17 protein-coding genes and 1 tRNA gene are annotated in these 16,875 nt (G+C 50.5%); 12 read left to right on the forward strand and 6 right to left on the reverse strand.

From position 1 onward, the window contains the following. The 8 genes from G465_RS13940 to G465_RS0107390 all read left to right on the forward strand — a co-directional run bounded on the left by G465_RS13940 (position 1) and on the right by G465_RS0107390 (position 11,004). Positions 1-2,502 carry an EAL domain-containing protein gene (locus tag G465_RS13940; RefSeq protein WP_022653844.1) on the forward strand — a complete coding sequence of 834 codons (2,502 nt, stop codon included), beginning with the start codon at positions 1-3 and terminating at the stop codon, positions 2,500-2,502. A gap of 159 nt (positions 2,503-2,661) precedes the next feature. Next, entirely contained in the window at positions 2,662-4,047 is a 1,386-nt protein-coding gene (argH, locus tag G465_RS0107360) for an argininosuccinate lyase (protein WP_022653845.1), read from the forward strand. Beyond that, on the forward strand, positions 4,047-4,829 hold the full coding sequence (gene cysE / locus G465_RS0107365) for a serine O-acetyltransferase (protein ID WP_022653846.1): 783 nt from the start codon (positions 4,047-4,049) through the stop codon (positions 4,827-4,829). Before argH ends, cysE begins: the two co-directional genes overlap by 1 nt. Before the next feature lie 111 nt (positions 4,830-4,940). Next, complete coding sequence (rsmB, locus tag G465_RS0107370; RefSeq protein WP_022653847.1) at positions 4,941-6,218, forward strand: 16S rRNA (cytosine(967)-C(5))-methyltransferase RsmB; 1,278 nt, start codon at positions 4,941-4,943, stop codon at positions 6,216-6,218. A 33-nt stretch (positions 6,219-6,251) separates the two neighbouring features. Further along, positions 6,252-6,836 (forward strand): DUF4390 domain-containing protein, encoded by a 585-nt coding sequence (locus G465_RS0107375; protein WP_022653848.1) that lies wholly within the window; start codon positions 6,252-6,254, stop codon positions 6,834-6,836. Then, the gene (locus G465_RS0107380; RefSeq protein WP_022653849.1) at positions 6,836-8,986 is read left to right on the forward strand and encodes a sensor histidine kinase; all 2,151 of its coding nucleotides are present in this window, start codon (positions 6,836-6,838) and stop codon (positions 8,984-8,986) included. Before G465_RS0107375 ends, G465_RS0107380 begins: the two co-directional genes overlap by 1 nt. Then, positions 8,965-10,236, forward strand: a complete 1,272-nt coding sequence (locus G465_RS0107385; protein WP_027405276.1) for a sigma-54-dependent transcriptional regulator — start codon at positions 8,965-8,967, stop codon at positions 10,234-10,236. Before G465_RS0107380 ends, G465_RS0107385 begins: the two co-directional genes overlap by 22 nt. Positions 10,237-10,239: 3 nt before the next feature. After that, positions 10,240-11,004, forward strand: a complete 765-nt coding sequence (locus G465_RS0107390) for a HesA/MoeB/ThiF family protein (RefSeq protein WP_022653850.1) — start codon at positions 10,240-10,242, stop codon at positions 11,002-11,004. Here the strand turns inward: G465_RS0107390 and G465_RS0107395 are convergent. The 5 genes from G465_RS0107395 to G465_RS0107415 form a co-directional block, all read right to left on the reverse strand. Further along, complete coding sequence (locus G465_RS0107395; RefSeq protein WP_022653851.1) at positions 10,994-11,482, reverse strand: TlpA disulfide reductase family protein; 489 nt, start codon at positions 11,480-11,482, stop codon at positions 10,994-10,996. The genes G465_RS0107390 and G465_RS0107395 overlap by 11 nt on opposite strands. Further along, a complete protein-coding gene (locus tag G465_RS0107400; RefSeq protein WP_022653852.1) occupies positions 11,479-11,913 on the reverse strand; it encodes an acyl-CoA thioesterase in 435 nt (144 codons plus the stop codon). Before G465_RS0107400 ends, G465_RS0107395 begins: the two co-directional genes overlap by 4 nt. Before the next feature lie 34 nt (positions 11,914-11,947). Further along, positions 11,948-12,337: a hypothetical protein gene (locus G465_RS0107405; RefSeq protein WP_022653853.1), complete on the reverse strand. Its 390-nt coding sequence runs from the start codon at positions 12,335-12,337 to the stop codon at positions 11,948-11,950. Between the two features lie 17 nt (positions 12,338-12,354). Beyond that, positions 12,355-13,239, reverse strand: a complete 885-nt coding sequence (locus G465_RS13945) for an energy transducer TonB (protein ID WP_022653854.1) — start codon at positions 13,237-13,239, stop codon at positions 12,355-12,357. 111 nt (positions 13,240-13,350) lie between these two features. After that, positions 13,351-13,815: a Dps family protein gene (locus G465_RS0107415; RefSeq protein WP_022653855.1), complete on the reverse strand. Its 465-nt coding sequence runs from the start codon at positions 13,813-13,815 to the stop codon at positions 13,351-13,353. A 71-nt stretch (positions 13,816-13,886) separates the two neighbouring features. Between G465_RS0107415 and G465_RS0107420 the strand changes: the two genes are divergently transcribed. After that, the gene (locus G465_RS0107420; RefSeq protein ID WP_022653856.1) at positions 13,887-14,186 is read left to right on the forward strand and encodes a DUF167 domain-containing protein; all 300 of its coding nucleotides are present in this window, start codon (positions 13,887-13,889) and stop codon (positions 14,184-14,186) included. Here G465_RS0107420 and G465_RS0107425 read toward each other — a convergent pair. Next, positions 14,183-14,641, reverse strand: a complete 459-nt coding sequence (locus G465_RS0107425) for an FxsA family protein (RefSeq protein ID WP_022653857.1) — start codon at positions 14,639-14,641, stop codon at positions 14,183-14,185. The two genes, G465_RS0107420 and G465_RS0107425, sit on opposite strands and share 4 nt — an antisense overlap. Here G465_RS0107425 and cutA point away from each other — a divergent pair. From cutA to G465_RS0107440, 3 genes are all read left to right on the forward strand, one after another. Continuing rightward, the gene (gene cutA, locus G465_RS0107430; RefSeq protein WP_022653858.1) at positions 14,640-14,999 is read left to right on the forward strand and encodes a divalent-cation tolerance protein CutA; all 360 of its coding nucleotides are present in this window, start codon (positions 14,640-14,642) and stop codon (positions 14,997-14,999) included. The two genes, G465_RS0107425 and cutA, sit on opposite strands and share 2 nt — an antisense overlap. Next, positions 14,993-16,738 (forward strand): protein-disulfide reductase DsbD, encoded by a 1,746-nt coding sequence (gene dsbD / locus G465_RS0107435; protein WP_022653860.1) that lies wholly within the window; start codon positions 14,993-14,995, stop codon positions 16,736-16,738. The genes cutA and dsbD overlap by 7 nt, the downstream gene beginning before the upstream one ends. A gap of 61 nt (positions 16,739-16,799) precedes the next feature. Further along, positions 16,800-16,875, forward strand: a tRNA-Lys gene (locus tag G465_RS0107440).

Below are 16,875 nucleotides of genomic sequence, written 5' to 3' on the forward strand. Positions count from 1 at the left end.
ATGAATCAACCATCGCGTTTTTCTCTACCTGCCCCGCGTTATCCGTTACACACGCTCGCACCGTTGTTGGGGTTTTTAATGATTACGCTGTTGTTATTGTTGTCATTGGGCAGCAGTTTGCTGCTGGCGCATCGGGATATTGAACAAAAGGGACGAGCGGCGGTGCTCAATGAATTAGATCGCATTCATGCAGCACTTGGCGAGCGTCTGCTAGAGGGCGATTTGCCTTATGTTAGGCGGGTCATTCTGTCGATGAGCAGTGAGCCACATATCCTCAATTTATTGGTGCTAGACCGCCATAATGTGGTGCAAGTTGGCAACCGACAGGAATGGACTGGCAAGGGCGTGAATGAATTAGGTTTTGAAGTCAATTTACCTCGGTTGGAACACGCTAAGAAACATGAAATCAGTGATGTCAGTTTTTCTTCTGATTTGAATGTGGTGTATGCCTATGCCGGCATTCGACTCGGGCAAAGCGACAATGCTTTGCGTTCTGCCCACATCGGTACCTTATTTTTACGCTATGACCTCGCAGCAGATAAGCGCAAAGCATGGCAAATGGCCATGCAACAGGGCTTGGCCTCGTGGTTGGTGTTGGTTGTCTTGTCTGGCATCATTTTTTTATTGTTCCGCCGTTATATCAGTAAACGCTTAGCCTATTTGATGTCAGTGGTTGATCGGCTGCGCAAAGGCGAGGCGAGTGCCCGTGCTCATTTGCTAGGGAAAGATGAAATTGCCCAACTCGGCGCCTCGCTCGATGAAATGGCCGATCATTTGTTAGCCAACCAAGCCGAACTAGAACGACAGCAGGCAGAAATTCTCGCTACCTCGGCTCGTTATCAGACCTTGTTTGCAGCCAGTCGCGATGGCCTGATTTTGCTCGATTGTGATAACCGCATCATCGATGTCAACCCTAGCCTGTGTCAGTTGTTTCAACTCGACAAAAGCCAACTCACTGGCAGTATTTGTCAAAGCTGGCTGGCGAGTGAAATGGATGGCATGTTGCGCCAGCGTTTAAACTCATTGCTAGGCCAAGTCGGACAAGCCAACCAAGAAATTGAACTGGTGTTAGATAATCGCCAAGGCGGACGCTGTGAAGTCGCCGTGCGTTTTTTTCCTTATGTGCAAGGTGATTCTGTCCGTGGTACATGGTGTGTGCTGCGGGATATCAGTGAACGGCGAGCACAGGAACGGCGGATGCGTTATTTGGCGGAACATGATGAGCTCACGGGTTTAGCCAACCGGCCTGCCTTCTTAGAAAGTTTAGCCAGCATCGTACAACAAGCCGCCGCCCACCACCGCCCGCTTAGTTTGTTGTTTGTCGATCTTGACCGTTTTAAACAAGTTAATGACACACTCGGTCATGCTATCGGCGACCTCCTGCTCAAGGCAGTCGCGGAGCGTATCAGTCACTTTTTAGGTGAAAATGGCTTTGCGGCGCGGCAAGGGGGCGATGAATTTTTATTATGTCTGCCAGAATATGATGCACAACAGGCAGAACAACATGCGCTGATTCTGGCACATGAACTGTCCCAGCCTTACCGAATTACCGATTACACCCTCAATCTCACCCCCAGCATTGGCATTTGTACCTATCCAGAACATGCAGAAGAGCCCGATGAGTTGATTCGCTATGCTGATGTGGCGATGTATCAAGCGAAGTTGGAAGGGCGCAATGCTTGTCGTGTGTTCTCCCATCAGCTACGACAACGGATGACAGAACGCTTGGCGTTGGAAAATGGCTTACGCGAAGCGATAAGCAAAAAGCAGTTTTTCTTGGTTTATCAACCACAACTCGGTGTAGCCGAACAGCAGGTGATTGGGGTCGAAGTATTATTGCGCTGGCAACATCCCCACCTCGGTTTAGTACCACCGATGCGCTTTATCCCCGTTGCAGAAGAAACCGGTCTGATTCATCAAATTGGTGATTGGGTATTAGAAGAAACCTGTCGTCAATTAGCACAATGGCAGCAAGAAGGCATCACCTTGTCTGCTGCTGTCAATTTATCTGCAGTGCAATTCAGTGATGCTAATTTAGTGGATAGGGTGTCAGAGTTGATTCAACGCTATCAGTTAAATCCAGAACGGTTGGAGCTCGAACTCACCGAGAGCATGTTAATGAGTGACATTGAACAAGCCATTCGCACCTTGCAACAGTTAGCCGGTTTGGGCGTGAAGCTGTCGATTGATGATTTTGGAACCGGTTACTCCAGCCTAAGCTATATCAAACGCCTGCCAATTAACCAGCTCAAAATCGACCGTTCTTTTGTGATCGACCTTGAAACCGATCCCCACGCCCGCGCCATTGCAGAAACGGTATTGGCAATGGCAAGAACGTTGGGGCTAGAAGTGGTGGCGGAGGGGGTCGAGAACGTCAAGCAAGCGGCTTTCTTGCGTGAGCATGGCTGCCAAATTTTGCAAGGCTATTGGCTCTCCCGTCCCTTACCTATCGCAGAATTCACACCGTGGCTTACGCGGCCACTACCCAGTTGGGATGATTAACCGCCGCCCTCAGCTAAAGCGTATGGTAGGGCGGATAAGCGCAGCGCATCCGCCAAATCAATAGCAGCAAAAAACCGCTTCTTGCCAATCCTGTCATTTGAGAGAAAAATAGTCTTCTTTGCGTTGCACAACGCGCCTCTTTATTGCTGCGGAATTCTTATGCACGAAAACAACACTTGGTCTGGTCGCTTTAACGAACCAGTCAGCGAATTAGTCAAAACCTATACAGCCTCGGTGTCTTTCGACCAACGGATGGCCGAATGTGATATTCAAGGTTCTTTAGCCCATGCACAAATGCTCAATCGCGCTAAAGTGCTGTCAGACGAGGATTTAGCAGCAATTCAACAAGGCATGGCCGAACTGTTAAACGACATTCGCAGCGGACAGTTTGAATGGCGTGTCGATTTAGAAGATGTTCACATGAACATCGAAAAACGCCTGACTGACAAAATTGGCGATGCGGGTAAACGTTTACACACAGGCCGCAGCCGTAACGACCAAGTGGCTACCGATATTCGCCTCTATCTGCGCGGTGCAATCGATACCACCTGCCAATTATTGCGCGACTTGCAACGTGCGCTGTTAGAACTCGCCGCTCCCCACGCTGCCACCGTCATGCCTGGCTTCACCCACCTACAAGTGGCACAGCCCGTTACTTTCGGTCATCACTTGTTGGCCTATGTTGAGATGCTGGCGCGGGATGAAGAACGGATGTTGGATTGCCGCAAACGGGTCAACCGTTTACCGTTGGGCGCGGCGGCGCTGGCCGGCACCACTTTCCCGATTGACCGCCAATACACCGCCCAATTATTGGGCTTTGATGATGTTTGCCAAAATTCTTTGGATGCGGTGAGTGATCGTGACTTTGCGATTGAATTCACGGCAGCAGCCAGCTTGGTGATGGTGCATTTATCGCGCCTGTCTGAAGAATTGATTTTGTGGATGAGTCCACGTGTTGGCTTTATTGATATTGCCGACCGTTTCTGCACCGGCAGTTCGATCATGCCACAGAAGAAAAACCCCGATGTACCGGAATTGGTGCGTGGTAAAAGTGGTCGCGTGACCGGACATTTGCTCGCTTTGTTAATGCTAATGAAGTCGCAACCACTAGCATATAACAAAGACAATCAAGAAGACAAAGAACCGCTGTTCGACACCATCGATACCCTGATTGATACCCTGCGCATCTACGCTGACATGATGCGCGGCATCACAGTTAAAGCCGATGCAATGCGCAGTGCGGTACTGCAAGGCTTCGCTACCGCCACCGATTTAGCCGATTATTTGGTGAAAAAAGGACTGCCGTTCCGCGATAGTCACGAAGTGGTAGCGCGAGCAGTACGTCATGCCGAACAAGCTGGGTGTGATTTGGCGGATTTGCCCCTTGAAGTATTGCAACAATTCTCCAGCCAAATTGAACAAGATGTGTATCACGTCTTAACACCAGAAGGTTCGTTGGCACAACGCGATCACCTCGGCGGCACCGCGCCAGCACAAGTGCAAGCGCAAATTGCCCGCCATCAAGCGCGTTTAGGTGAAGCATAATGGCAGTTGAGACAGATCTGATTTGGCAATCGATTCGGCAAGAAGTCAGCACAGCAGCGGCAGAAGAACCGCTGTTGGCGAGTTTTTTGCACATGACCGTGTTGAGGCATAACAGCTTTCAAGACGTGTTAGCGTTTCATTTATCCAGCAAACTGATCTGTCATGTCATGGATGGCCGCGCCTTGCTCGAGCTGTTTCAGGAAACCTATCAAAGTGATCCGGAATTAGTAGACATTGCACGTGCCGATATTCGCGCCCACTACGAGCGCGACCCTGCCTGTGGCAATTACTCGACACCGTTTCTGTTTTTCAAAGGCTTTCACGCCATTCAGTGCTATCGCATTACCCATTGTCTGTGGCAACAAGGGCGCAAAACGTTAGCTTTGTTCCTACAAAATCGTATCTCGGAAATGAGCGGGGTGGATATTCACCCCGCAGCCAAAATTGGGCGGGGTGTGATGCTCGATCACGGCACCGGTTTTGTAGTGGGAGAAACGGCGGTGATTGGCGATGATGTGTCGATTTTGCATGGCGTCACCCTCGGTGGCTCGGGAAAACAAGGCGGCGACCGACACCCGAAAATCGGTTCTGGGGTGTTGATTGGGGCAGGAGCAAAAATTCTTGGCAATATCCGCGTGGGTGATGGCGCCAAAATTGGCGCCGGTAGCGTGGTGCTCGAAGATGTCGCTGCCCATTGCACAGCAGCAGGGGTACCGGCACGGATTGTGGGCCACAGTTGCCAAGAAGCCGTACCGGCCTTTGACATGGATCATCGTGTTTAACTGTCGAAACCGCCATCAAGCCAGAGACTTGCGCTACAATTAGCCTCTTTTTTACAGCCACAGCCTTAGACCGCTGTGGCTGTTTTTTCACCTCTGTGACGGTAGTTTTACATGTTCATCCTGCAATCCCTTGCTAGCCATACCTTGCTCAACGTTCTCAATGGGCGCAATCTCAGTGACCAACTGCACAGCACTCAGGCACAACATCCTGAACTGTCTGGAGCAGAACGCGCCGCCCTATTAGACCTGTGTTATGGTACGTTGCGGCACTATGGTTGGTTGCAGGCAACATTGGCACGACTGTTGAAAACACCATTGGCAGATCGTTTTGTCGATACACTGCTAAGCGTGGCAATCTATCAGTTGGTACACACCCGCGCCGCCCAACATGCCATTGTCGATCATGCAGTGCGTGCCGCCACCCAGCACGAAAACGGTAAGTTCAAATCGTTGGTGAATGCCGTATTGCGGCAGTTTCTACGCCAACGCGAAGCCTTAGAAACCGAACTCGCTCGCGATACCGTCGCATTTTGGAATCACCCAGATTGGTGGATTGCTGAATTACGCAGTCAGTATCCCAAAGACTGGAAAGCGATTTTAAAAGCCAGCAATGAACATCCGCCGATGAGTCTGCGGGTCAATCTGCGCCAACAAACTGCAGCCGACTATTTGCAACAGCTAGAACAAGCAGAATTAGCCGCCAGCTTGGTTGCGTTACCAGTGCGCCAAGGCGAGGCACCGCTTGCCATTCGCCTGACCAAACCAGTGAATGTCGATAAATTACCCAACTTTTTTGCTGGCAGTTGTTCGGTACAAGACATCGGCGCACAACTGGCTGCCGATTACCTCGATTGTCAGGATGGCATGCGGGTATTAGATGCCTGCGCGGCCCCTGGGGGGAAAACTTGCCATTTACTGGAACAATATCAGTTGGATTTACTGGCGCTCGACCATGATGCACAGCGTTTGCGCCGTGTCGAACAAAACCTACAACGCTTGCAGCTACAAGCCAAGTGTCAGGTAGCGGATGCAGCAGAGACCAAAAAATGGTGGGACGGCAAAACATTTGACCGCATCTTGGCCGATGTGCCGTGTTCCGCCTCCGGTGTGGTGCGCCGCCATCCTGATGTGAAATGGAACCGCCGTAAAACCGATATCCGTCAATTTGCCCAACAACAGGCAAAATTGATTGATGCACTGTGGCCGACCTTAGCCAACGGCGGCAAGATGTTATATGCCACTTGTTCGATTTTCCGCAGCGAAAACGAACAACAAATCGAACAATTTTTACAACGCCATCGCGATGCAAACTTAGTCTGGCAACATGCGGTATTGCCGACCAGTCATCATGATGGCTTTTTCTACGCGCTATTACAGAAAAACGGATAAAGCCTCTTCTCCATGCAAGCCGTGTTCTCCCTTATGCGCCTCGGTTTATTGTGCGCTTGTTTGATCAGTCCATGGGCACAAGCCGAGCCTCGTGGCGCACAAGCACGCGTGGCATCTGCCGAGTTGGTCGAAGGGGCATTGGCGGTCAACACCCGCTTTGCTGTGCATCTCAACCCAACCTTGTTGGATGCCTTAGAACAAGGCGTGCCACTGACTTTCCGCTTAGATTTTGAATTGACCCGTCCGCGCAGCTATGCACTGTGGCGGCGGATTTCCGATTGGTTTGAACCAACCGCGCAAATTTATTACAAGCTTAGTTATCTCTCTCTGACTCAACAATACCGCATCAGCAGCGGGGGGTTATATCAAAACCACCTGACGCTCAACGATGCTTTAGCCAGTATCGGGGGGATTCGTGGTTGGCGTGTCTTACCACGCGAGGCGGTAGGAAAAGCAAAAATTCAAGACTTTAGTGGCCGTGTCCGCTTGGTGTTAGACCGTTCACAACTGCCGCGCCCGTTCCAACTCAATATTATGAGCTCGCAAGAATGGGTATTGGATTCGGAGTGGGTGAATCTGACATTATTCGACAATGCTGAACGTGGGAGCGAGAAATAATGCGTTATTGGCTATTAGCACTCGCCTCGCTTGGCACCTTGCTGTTGTATCTATTGGCGATGGCCAGTGGTAGCACCTCGCGCTTTGCGGATTGGTATTGGGAGCTGTTTGCCCTCAATGGTCTATTACTGGTTGGGCTAGGTACCCTGATTGGCCGGCAGCTGTGGCAACTGCGGTTAGAAATTAAGGCGCGGGTGTTTGGTGCAAAACTGACACGGCGCATGGTTACCATGTTTGCCTTAGTCAGTGTCTTGCCGGGTATTTTATTGTTTACGGTGTCGGTCCTGTTCCTCAATCGCAGCATCGAAAGCTGGTTTAATGTTCGGGTCGAGGCAGCGTTAGACCGTGGCTTAAATCTTGGCCGCAATGCCCTCGATTATCTGCTAGCCGATCTAGCGAATAAAGGCGAATACACCGCCCGCACCTTGGCAGAACAGCCAAGCAGCGGCACCAATTCAGTATTACTGTTATCACGTTTACGTGAGCAACTTGGGGTGCAAGAAATTGCCGTTTTTGATGCCAAGGGGCGTTTATTGGCCTTTGCTGGTAACGAAGCCGCCAGCCTCAGTCCAATGCGGCCCACGCCAGAGATGTTGATTAGCGTGCAACACGGCGGCAGCTACCGTGCCATTGAATCGGTCGGCGGTCATGCTTTGGCGCTACGAGTGGTGCTGCCCATCCAACCTTTGGGGTGGAATGGTGGCGACCGCAAATTATTACAGCTGCTCCACCCAGCCCCACCCCAAATTGTTGAAGATGCACAACTGGTTGAAAACACCCGCGCCGAATATCGCCAGTTGGCTTTATCTCGTGATGGCTTAAAACAGCTGTATCGGCAAACCCTCACTGTCACCTTGTTGTTAGCCTTATTTGCAGCGATTGCACTGGGTATGTTGCTATCGCGGCGCATTTCCGCCCCGCTATCCGACCTTGCCGCCGGCACCCGCGCCGTAGCAAAAGGCGACTTCTCCCGTAAGCACCGTGTCCATCGACGCGATGAGCTTGGAGTGTTGACAGCCATGTTTAACCGCATGACAAGGCAGTTGGCAGAAGCACGGGCCGATACCGATGCGTCACGAGCCGAAATCGAAGCGAACAAAGCCTATCTAGAAAGCATCTTGGGCAATCTGTCGGCGGGGGTGTTGGCGTTTGATGGTGAAAGCCTGTTGCGTGCTCACAATCTCAGTGCCGAGCGTATTTTAGATGTTGATTTCACCCCATTGGCAGACTACCCACTGGCCGACTGGCCGGCCTATCAGCCTCATCTTGCGCCAGTAGTAGAAATGCTGCTGCAACAAGCCGATGCCCTACACAGCAACCATGATTGGCAATGTGAGTTACATTACAGCGCCAACCAAGGTGAACGCTTGTTATTAGCACGCGGCACTCGCCTACTGGATAGTCGTGGTCATGGTGTGGTGTTGGTATTTGATGACATTACCGAATTGGTGCGTGCACAACGCGACGCGGCATGGGGTGAGGTCGCTAAACGCTTGGCGCATGAAATTCGTAATCCACTGACCCCAATTCAGCTATCAGCAGAACGCTTGCAAATGAAGCTGGCAGATAAGTTACAAGCCAGCGATGCCGATATGCTTCAGCGCAGTACCGATACTATCGTCAAACAAGTAGCAGCGTTAAAGCGGATGGTAGATGCCTTCCGCGATTATGCCCGCGCCCCTAGCGCCAAACTGATTCAACTGGACGTGAACGACCTCTTACGGGACGTATTGGCGTTGTATGAAGGCTATATTGACGTTCAACTGACACTGTATCCACAACCACTATTTATCTTGGGTGATGCGACTTTACTACGCCAAGTGTTGCATAATTTACTTAGCAACGCGCAAGATGCAATGCTTGACGTTCCCCAGCCAATGCTTCACATTAGCACTAGCGAATCGCAGAATTCTTGCGTCATAATTTTTAATGATAACGGGCCTGGCTTTAATCCCGACATTTTGCCTCGTGCTTTCGAGCCTTATGTCACCAATAAAACCAAAGGGACAGGGCTAGGCTTGGCAGTAGTGAAAAAAATTCTTGAAGAACATCAGGGCAATATCTCCGTCGGGAATCGCTCCGAAGGAGGGGCACAGGTGGTGCTCACGTTGCCCTTATTGGAGACACCATGCGAAGTAGCGACATCTTGATCGTCGATGACGAGATCGGTATTCGAGAACTCTTGTCAGAAATTTTACAAGATGAGGGCTACACCGTCGCCTTGGCGGAAAATGCCGAACTTGCCCGCCAACTACGGGATCAAACACGCCCTGCTTTAGTTTTGCTCGATATTTGGATGCCCGATTGTGATGGCGTCACCTTATTAAAAGAATGGGCAAAATTAGGCCAACTCAATATGCCGGTCATTATGATGAGTGGTCACGCCAGTATTGATACGGCGGTTGAGGCCACCCGTATCGGCGCCTTCGATTTTTTAGAAAAACCGATTGCCCTACAAAAGCTGTTAAGCACCATCCAACGAGCACTGAAATATGGCGATATGCAAGGAAAAAAGAGCCTTAACCTCGATCGGCTCGGCAAATCGCCGGCCATCTTAGAGCTCAAACGCCAATTAGAGCGAGTGGTAAATGTCAAATCGCCGGTGTTGCTGACTGGTGAACGTGGTGTGGGGTTTGAACTGGTGGCGCGTTTTTTCCATCAAGCCAATACACCATGGATTGTGCCCAATAAATTAGAACAGCTGGCAGATACCCCGCTGGAGTTGTTACAAAAAGCCAATGGTGGCGTGTTATATCTGGCAGAAATTGGTAACTACCCGCGCCGCATTCAACAAGGTCTGTTATTTCTCCTGAGCAAACTCGACCGCTATAACGTGCGCTTGGTGTGTTCCTGTAGTCGTCCCTTGCAAGAGTTGTTGATTGATAATGAGTGCGACAACCGCCTCTTAACCTCGCTATCAAGCATCATCATTCCGGTGCCGAGTTTGCGTGAGCAAGCCGAGGATATTGTTGAACTGGCCGAGCAAATTTTAAATGAAATGGTCGAGACCAAGCAGGTACCCTCACGCCGCTTTAGCACTGCTGCCTTAAATGCCCTACGGCAGTACGATTGGCCTGGTAACTTAGAACAACTCAAAAGCATCACCAAGAGTCTGGCACTGACCGCCGATCAGGACGAAATCACCGTTGAATCGGTCAATAAGGTGTTGTCGCAATTCCGCCAAGAACGGCCATTGGAAGACAGTCTGTTCGACTTTAATTTGCCACTGCGCGAATTGCGCGAGCAAATTGAACGGCGTTATTTCGAATATCACATTGCGATTGAGAAAGGCAATATGAGCCGTGTGGCTAATAAAGTTGGGTTAGAACGCACCCATCTCTATCGCAAGTTGAAACAGCTCGATATTCGTTTTATGCGTAAAAATGCCGAAGAGACCTAACTCGTGGTGGAATTGAGTGACCGTGATTTAAGCCGTTACAGTCGGCATATTTTGTTAGATGAAATTGATATTGCCGGCCAACAGGCGCTGCTTGCCTCTCGAGTATTAATGATTGGAGCCGGTGGCTTGGGAGCCGCCGCCGCGCTTTACCTCGCTGCCGCCGGTGTGGGTAGCTTAGTCATCTGTGATGACGACAGCGTTGACCTCACCAATCTACAGCGACAAATCATTCACCAACAATCTCGTCTTGGTTGGAATAAAGCCGAATCTGCCGTTGCCCAACTGCGCGACATCAACCCCGATATTAGCCTGCTTGCCCTGCCCCATCGCCTAGAAGGATCGGCCTTACTCGAACAGGTTCAGTTGGCTGATGTGGTGCTCGATTGCAGCGATAATTTCCCGACCCGTCATCAAATCAATGCCGCTTGTGTTGCGACAAAAACACCGTTGGTTTCTGGTGCCGCCGTGCGTTTTCACGGGCAATTAGCGGTGTTCGACCCTGCCAGCCAAGCTACCACAGGTTGTTACCATTGTCTGTTTCCGGCGGAAGGTGATAACCAAGATGGGCCGTGCGCGTTGTTCGGCGTATTTTCACCGCTGGTGGGGATTATTGGCTGTAGTCAGGCAGCCGAGGCATTGAAATTGCTGTTACATCTACCCAGCAAACAGCGCGGTCGTTTGGGACGTTATGATGGGATAGCAGGTGAGTGGCGTTATGTGAATTTACACGCCGACCCCACCTGCCCAGTCTGCGGCACTAAGCCTTAAGTTTTTCTTCAATCAGTTGATTTAGCTCGGTGAAATTGGGTACACCCAAATAGCGTTTCACAATCCGGCCTTCTTTATCAATCAGAATGCTGGTTGGGGTGAGCTGAATATCACCAAATGCACGCGCCAAGCCGCCATCGCTGTCTAATGCCACCATGAAAGGCAAGCGGTTGGTTTTGACATATTCCCGCACAAAATTCGGCGGGTCATAACTCATGGCAACCGCCACAGTAGTATAACCCTTCGCCTCATAAGCCTGATGAGTTTTCACCAAGTCAGGCATTTCTTGGATACAACCGGGGCAACTGGTTGCCCAGAAGTTCACCAACACCACTTTGCCGCGTAACGCCGCAAATTGATGATTCTCCCCTTCTAAGGTCGTGAAATTGGCCTGCGGTGCCATTTCTTTGTCGGTCAGGGCCAAACCCACCACCGCCACTACGACCAGCAATGCCAGAGCAAGCAGGGCTTTTTTCATTGTGCGACCTCAGTTGTCACTAACAATTGTTCCAGTAATTGCCGCATATCGCCTTCAATCGCAATCGCTCGGTCTTGCTTCGCATCGTATAAGACAAAGGTCACCTCGGCATCAGCCACCACAGCGCCGGTTTGACTGAGAGACACCACTTGTTTAATCGTGCCACTGCGGCTACCGACCTTGCTGATAAAGGTTTCGACTGTCAACACCTCATTCATATAGGCAGGACGGCGGTAGTTGATATTGATATTAACCACCACAAAGGCGATATCTGATTGCAAAAACGGTTCTAAGCTATGGTTACATTCAAAAAAAGCCCAACGGCCCTCTTCTAAAAACTCCAGATAACGGGCGTTGTTGACATGACCATACACATCTAAGTGATAGCCACGCACTTTAATATCGATTTGATGTTTTTTGGTGTCACTCATCGGGTATTCTTTCTTTCAGTAGCAGGCAATGGGTTCAGTCTTTGCTGCCTAAAGCATTCAGCGCAATCGGCACAAAGCTTTCACGGTCGAGACTGTCTTCACATAGATCAGTCAACACCGAATGCAGTTCCACTTCAAACCACTGTTGAAAAATATTGGGGGTGCGTTTAGCCGGCCATTCGCTGTCATCTTCAGTCCAATCGGCCAATTCCCCTTCAAAAATATCTTGCCAATGCTGCCGGATATAGTCCTTGGCGTCGGTCACATCTTCCGCCGGCGGAATTAAGAAGGCATTACAGTCTTCTCGTAGCTGCATCAACGATGGCGGCGCATCTTGCGGCCATTCCACATCTAAGGTGGCCAACCAATCGGCAAATGGCTGTTTCGGTTTGACAATCACCACACTGCGGTTCACTTCATACATCAGAAATTCTCACTCGGTTAATCACGACCACTGGTCGCAAGCTGGTTTTCTCGGGTAAACGACCATGTCCGGACAATGGTTAAGGTATCGTAGTCGCGGGCCAATTCTTCGGGGAAACGAGAGTAGGGAGCCGCCAGTTTAACAATGTTCTTTGCTGCTTCGTCTAAGACGTCCTCACCCGAACTGCGGTCGATTTTGACACGGGCAAGACTGCCATCGGCACGAATCTCGACACTCAAAATCAAACTGCCGTAAATTGCCTGATCGCGGGCGGCTTGTGGATAGTTCAAATTGCCCACCCGTTCAATTTTCAAACGCCAATCTTCCACATAACGGGCAAAACGAGCCTCACGCGCCCGCCCACCAAAAAACGCTCGGCGCGGGCGAGTTTGGTAAGCATGATGACGCTCGGCAATTTCCCCTTCTAAGCGCGCAATGTCTTTTGCTTGTTCTAGCAAAGCACTGCGGTCAAAGTTTTGCACCGGCGCCGGTTTCCGTTCGACTTGCTCCGTTGGCCCTTCACCGGGTAGGCGTAATTGCCGCGCTAGACGGTCAGATTCCGTTTCAAGCGACTTTTGCCGTGCTTGTTTAATGGTCAACGCATTATTAGGCGTGTCATTGGCCTGTGGCGGCAGCGGCGTGGCAGCGCGTTGTTTTGGCTCATCAGTATTACCACCACCGTCTAAATTAGTTTGTGCCAGCACATCCGGTTTTTCCGGTGCTTGTGCCGATTTACTGTTAACCAACACCACATCGAGCGCAACGGTATTGACGAATTTCTCAGGATTGGGCACCACAAAACGCACACCCGCCAATACGGCAATATGCAACACCAAAGAAATAGCCACCGCCACCCAAAAGGGACGGGCATCGTAAGAAGAAGAGAGAGTAAAAGCAGACATGCAAGGGCAACCACAAAGCATGAAAGCGGCAAGTGTAACGGATTGCTAAAACAACTGCAGGCCATCCTGCATCAGAATGGCCTGCCTAAGACGTCAGAGTAAAGCAATCGATCAGTTCTCTAACAAACTGCGCAACATCCATGCCGTTTTTTCATGCACTTGCAGACGCTGAGTCAACAGATCGGCAGTCGATTCATCCGAGGCTTTTTCTGCCAAAGGAAACACACTGCGTGCAGTGCGACAGACAGCCTCATGCCCCGCTACCAGCTCACGAATCATATCTTGAGCCTTGGGCACGCCTTCGGTTTCTTGAATCGACGACAAACGGGCATAAGCAGCGTAAGTACCGGGGGCGATATGGCCCAACGAGCGAATACGCTCGGCCACTAAATCAACCGCCAATGCCAATTCGTTGTAGTGGGTTTCAAACATCAAATGCAGTGTTTGGAACATCGGACCCGTGACATTCCAGTGGAAGTAGTGGGTTTTCAAATACAGGGTATAGGTATCAGCCAACAAGCGCGATAAACCCTCGGCAATCTCAGCACGATTTTGATCAGAAATTCCAATATCCATTTATAACTCTCCTTAAGTTAACTTGGTAGCACAGGGTAAAATAAGCGGTTTTTGATGCTTTGGCAAAATAAATGGCATTTTTTACCGAAACAGAACAAGGCATACGCTTAACCTTGCATATCCAGCCTGGGGCAAAACAAACCCGTATCGTGGGTTTGTATGGCGAAGCATTAAAAATTAGCTTGGCAGCACCGCCGGTTGACGGCAAGGCCAATCAAGCCCTGTTGCGCTTTTTAGCCGAGGAACTTGCCATCCCTATGCGCAGTCTGTGTTTAAGCAGTGGCGAAACCAGCCGCCGTAAAGTGGTCATTATTCAGCAACCCAGCGCCACCGTACTGGCGACAATCTCGCGCTGGGAGCAGGGCGCTTAATCACGCAAACGTGGCGGCGGTGCATCATCCACACGTTGATATTCACCATCAATGGTCGTATGTTCGCCGGCGGTTGCGCCACTGCGAGGGGGTGGAGTAAAGGGCGATTCACCATAGGACGCTGGCGAGGGCGTCTGTAGTGCCGGCCCCCCGAAAGGTAACAGTAATAAAATGGCGGCAATATCAGTCAACACCCCAGGAATCAGGAATAACACCCCAGCGATTACAAAACGAATCGGCCATAACAATTGATATAACGAAATTTGCCCTTGCCGCATCATGCCCCACACCGGCAACAAGGCACTGACACCATAATGACGCAGCATCATCACACCGAGTACGGTGGTGGCAATCAACCACAACAACACCCACAACCCAAATTTGCTGCCGAGCCACACCAACAAGCCCATCTCGAGCAGGGGAAACCCCAACAGTAATAGAAGAAAGATACGCATGAACGCTATCCAAAAATCTCAGCCAGTTTGGCTCGTGTTATGTAATGCCCCCGATCTTGCCTGTGCCGAACGCTTAGCACAGGGTTTAATCAGTGAGCAGCTTGCCGCTTGTGTCAATCTGTTGTCGCCGGTGCAATCGATTTATCGCTGGCAAGGCCAAATTGAACAAGCCACAGAAATTCCCTTATTGTGTAAAACCACGGCTACTGCCTATCCCGCCGTTGAACGCTATTTACAACAACATCACCCGTATGAAACACCAGAAATCATTGCGTGGCCAGTGGCAGCAGGTTTACCTGCCTATCTGACATGGGTGAACAATGAAACCATTTCAAGCCAAGGGAACACACAATGTTAACGTGGTGGCGAAGTATTCTGCTGATTTGTGCCATGTTGTGGAGTGGTTTAGGCTGGGCTTTACAGCAAGATGATCTATTACCACCAGAACAAGCGTTCCAAGTTAGATTAGAACAGCAAGGCACATTGCTGCGTGTGCATTATCAAATTGCTGACGGTTACTATCTCTATCGCGATAAATTGGCATGGCGAATCGAACCCGAACAAGCTTTACAACATCAGCCGCTTCCCACCGCCGAAGACAAAAAAGATCCGTTTTTTGGTCAAACCGGTATCTATCGCCATCGTCTTACCACTGAGCACCAACTCAGCGCCCCACCAACAGGGCAGTGGGCTTTGTTTGTTTCATTGCAAGGCTGTGCCGATGTCGGCGTGTGTTATCCACCACAAACCATCAAACTGACACCGCAAGACAAGCCCAGTGCTTGGCAAGAATGGTTTTCTTCCTCTACTCCACCAGCACAGGGCAGTGGGTTAGGTGAATTCGCCAGTTCCTCACGCTGGGGCAGTTTAGCCCTGTTTTTTATTTCAGGCCTCGGCCTTGCCCTCACTGCTTGTATGTACCCAATGATCCCTATCATCTCGGCGATTGTTGCTGGTCAGGGTAGCCATTTAACACGCTGGCGCGGGTTTTGGTTGTCGATGAGTTATGTGCAGGGGATGGCACTCAGTTACACCCTGATCGGCATTGCCGCCGGTCTGACGGGGAGTTTATTAAGCGTGTGGTTACAACAACCGGCGGTGATGCTGACTGCCAGCGCGCTGATTGTATTGTTTGCACTGGCGATGTTTGATGTCATCCACATTCAACTGCCTGCCGCGTGGCAAAGTCGTCTCCATCAAAGCGGACATCAGTTATCCGGTGGCCGTTTATTGTCGGTGTTTGTGATGGGTGCACTGTCTGCGCTGATTGTGGGGCCTTGTGTCGCGCCGCCGTTGGCAGTGGCGCTAGGTTATATTGGCAGCACCGGTGATGCGTGGTTTGGTGGTGCGGCACTGTATCTCATGGCCTTGGGGCTGGGATTGCCTCTTTTGTTAGTTGGCACATTAGGCGGCCATTTTTTACCACGCGCCGGACATTGGATGAATCGGGTCAAAGCGGTGTTTGGGGTGGTGATGTTAGGACTGGCCATCTACCTTGCCAGCCCATTCCTGCCGTCTGCTTTGTCCTTGGCTTTGTGGGGAAGTTTGGCTCTTGGGTGTGCAGTTTTTTTGGGGTTATTTCAACGCTTACCGCGCCGTATCAGCCGTAGAGATCTGTTTGTTCGTTTATTGGCACTGATTTTATTGCTTGTGGGTAGCGCGCAATGGATTGGTGCACTCGGTGGCAGCCATCATCCTTGGCAACCGTTAGCCTTTTTACAGGGTAAAACTGCCAACACGGCTACGCAGTTACTGCCTTTTCAAAAAATTAACAACGTAGCCGAATGGCAACAAGCCTTACGCAACGCCAACGGACAGCCTGTTTTATTGGATTTTTATGCAGATTGGTGTGTAGCCTGTAAAGAGATGGAAGCCAACACCTTACCTGATCCACAGGTGCAACAGGCGTTGCAACGATTTGTTCGCCTCAAGGCCGATGTCACGGCCAACAACAGCGAACACCAAGCGTTATTAAAGCAATTCGGCCTGTATGGCCCACCCGGTATCATGCTTTTTTTGAATGGCACTGAACGCGGACGGATTATCGGCTTTGTTTCCGCGCAGGAATTTGTCGCTCAGTTAGAAAAAATTCGTTAATTTGATGATTTTTTGTTGACGTATTTTTTAAGCTTCGGTATAGTTTCGTTCTCTTTTCGAGGGGTCGGTAGCTCAGTCGGTAGAGCAGCGGACTTTTAATCCGTTGGTCGCGAGTTCGAATCTCGCCCGACCCACCA

Origin of the sequence: Aquaspirillum serpens DSM 68, assembly GCF_000420525.1 — a bacterium.
In the GTDB taxonomy this organism is placed as follows: domain Bacteria; phylum Pseudomonadota; class Gammaproteobacteria; order Burkholderiales; family Aquaspirillaceae; genus Aquaspirillum; species Aquaspirillum serpens.

Coding starts and splice junctions, on each gene's coding strand:
- G465_RS13940 (WP_022653844.1), top strand. CDS start 1: ATGAATCAACCATCGCGTTTTTCTCTACCTGCCCCGCGTTATCCGTTA.
- argH (WP_022653845.1), top strand. CDS start 2,662: ATGCACGAAAACAACACTTGGTCTGGTCGCTTTAACGAACCAGTCAGC.
- cysE (WP_022653846.1), top strand. CDS start 4,047: ATGGCAGTTGAGACAGATCTGATTTGGCAATCGATTCGGCAAGAAGTC.
- rsmB (WP_022653847.1), top strand. CDS start 4,941: ATGTTCATCCTGCAATCCCTTGCTAGCCATACCTTGCTCAACGTTCTC.
- G465_RS0107375 (WP_022653848.1), top strand. CDS start 6,252: ATGCGCCTCGGTTTATTGTGCGCTTGTTTGATCAGTCCATGGGCACAA.
- G465_RS0107380 (WP_022653849.1), top strand. CDS start 6,836: ATGCGTTATTGGCTATTAGCACTCGCCTCGCTTGGCACCTTGCTGTTG.
- G465_RS0107385 (WP_027405276.1), top strand. CDS start 8,965: ATGCGAAGTAGCGACATCTTGATCGTCGATGACGAGATCGGTATTCGA.
- G465_RS0107395 (WP_022653851.1), bottom strand. CDS start 11,482: ATGAAAAAAGCCCTGCTTGCTCTGGCATTGCTGGTCGTAGTGGCGGTG.
- G465_RS0107400 (WP_022653852.1), bottom strand. CDS start 11,913: ATGAGTGACACCAAAAAACATCAAATCGATATTAAAGTGCGTGGCTAT.
- G465_RS0107405 (WP_022653853.1), bottom strand. CDS start 12,337: ATGTATGAAGTGAACCGCAGTGTGGTGATTGTCAAACCGAAACAGCCA.
- G465_RS13945 (WP_022653854.1), bottom strand. CDS start 13,239: ATGTCTGCTTTTACTCTCTCTTCTTCTTACGATGCCCGTCCCTTTTGG.
- G465_RS0107415 (WP_022653855.1), bottom strand. CDS start 13,815: ATGGATATTGGAATTTCTGATCAAAATCGTGCTGAGATTGCCGAGGGT.
- G465_RS0107420 (WP_022653856.1), top strand. CDS start 13,887: ATGGCATTTTTTACCGAAACAGAACAAGGCATACGCTTAACCTTGCAT.
- cutA (WP_022653858.1), top strand. CDS start 14,640: ATGAACGCTATCCAAAAATCTCAGCCAGTTTGGCTCGTGTTATGTAAT.
- G465_RS0107425 (WP_022653857.1), bottom strand. CDS start 14,641: ATGCGTATCTTTCTTCTATTACTGTTGGGGTTTCCCCTGCTCGAGATG.
- dsbD (WP_022653860.1), top strand. CDS start 14,993: ATGTTAACGTGGTGGCGAAGTATTCTGCTGATTTGTGCCATGTTGTGG.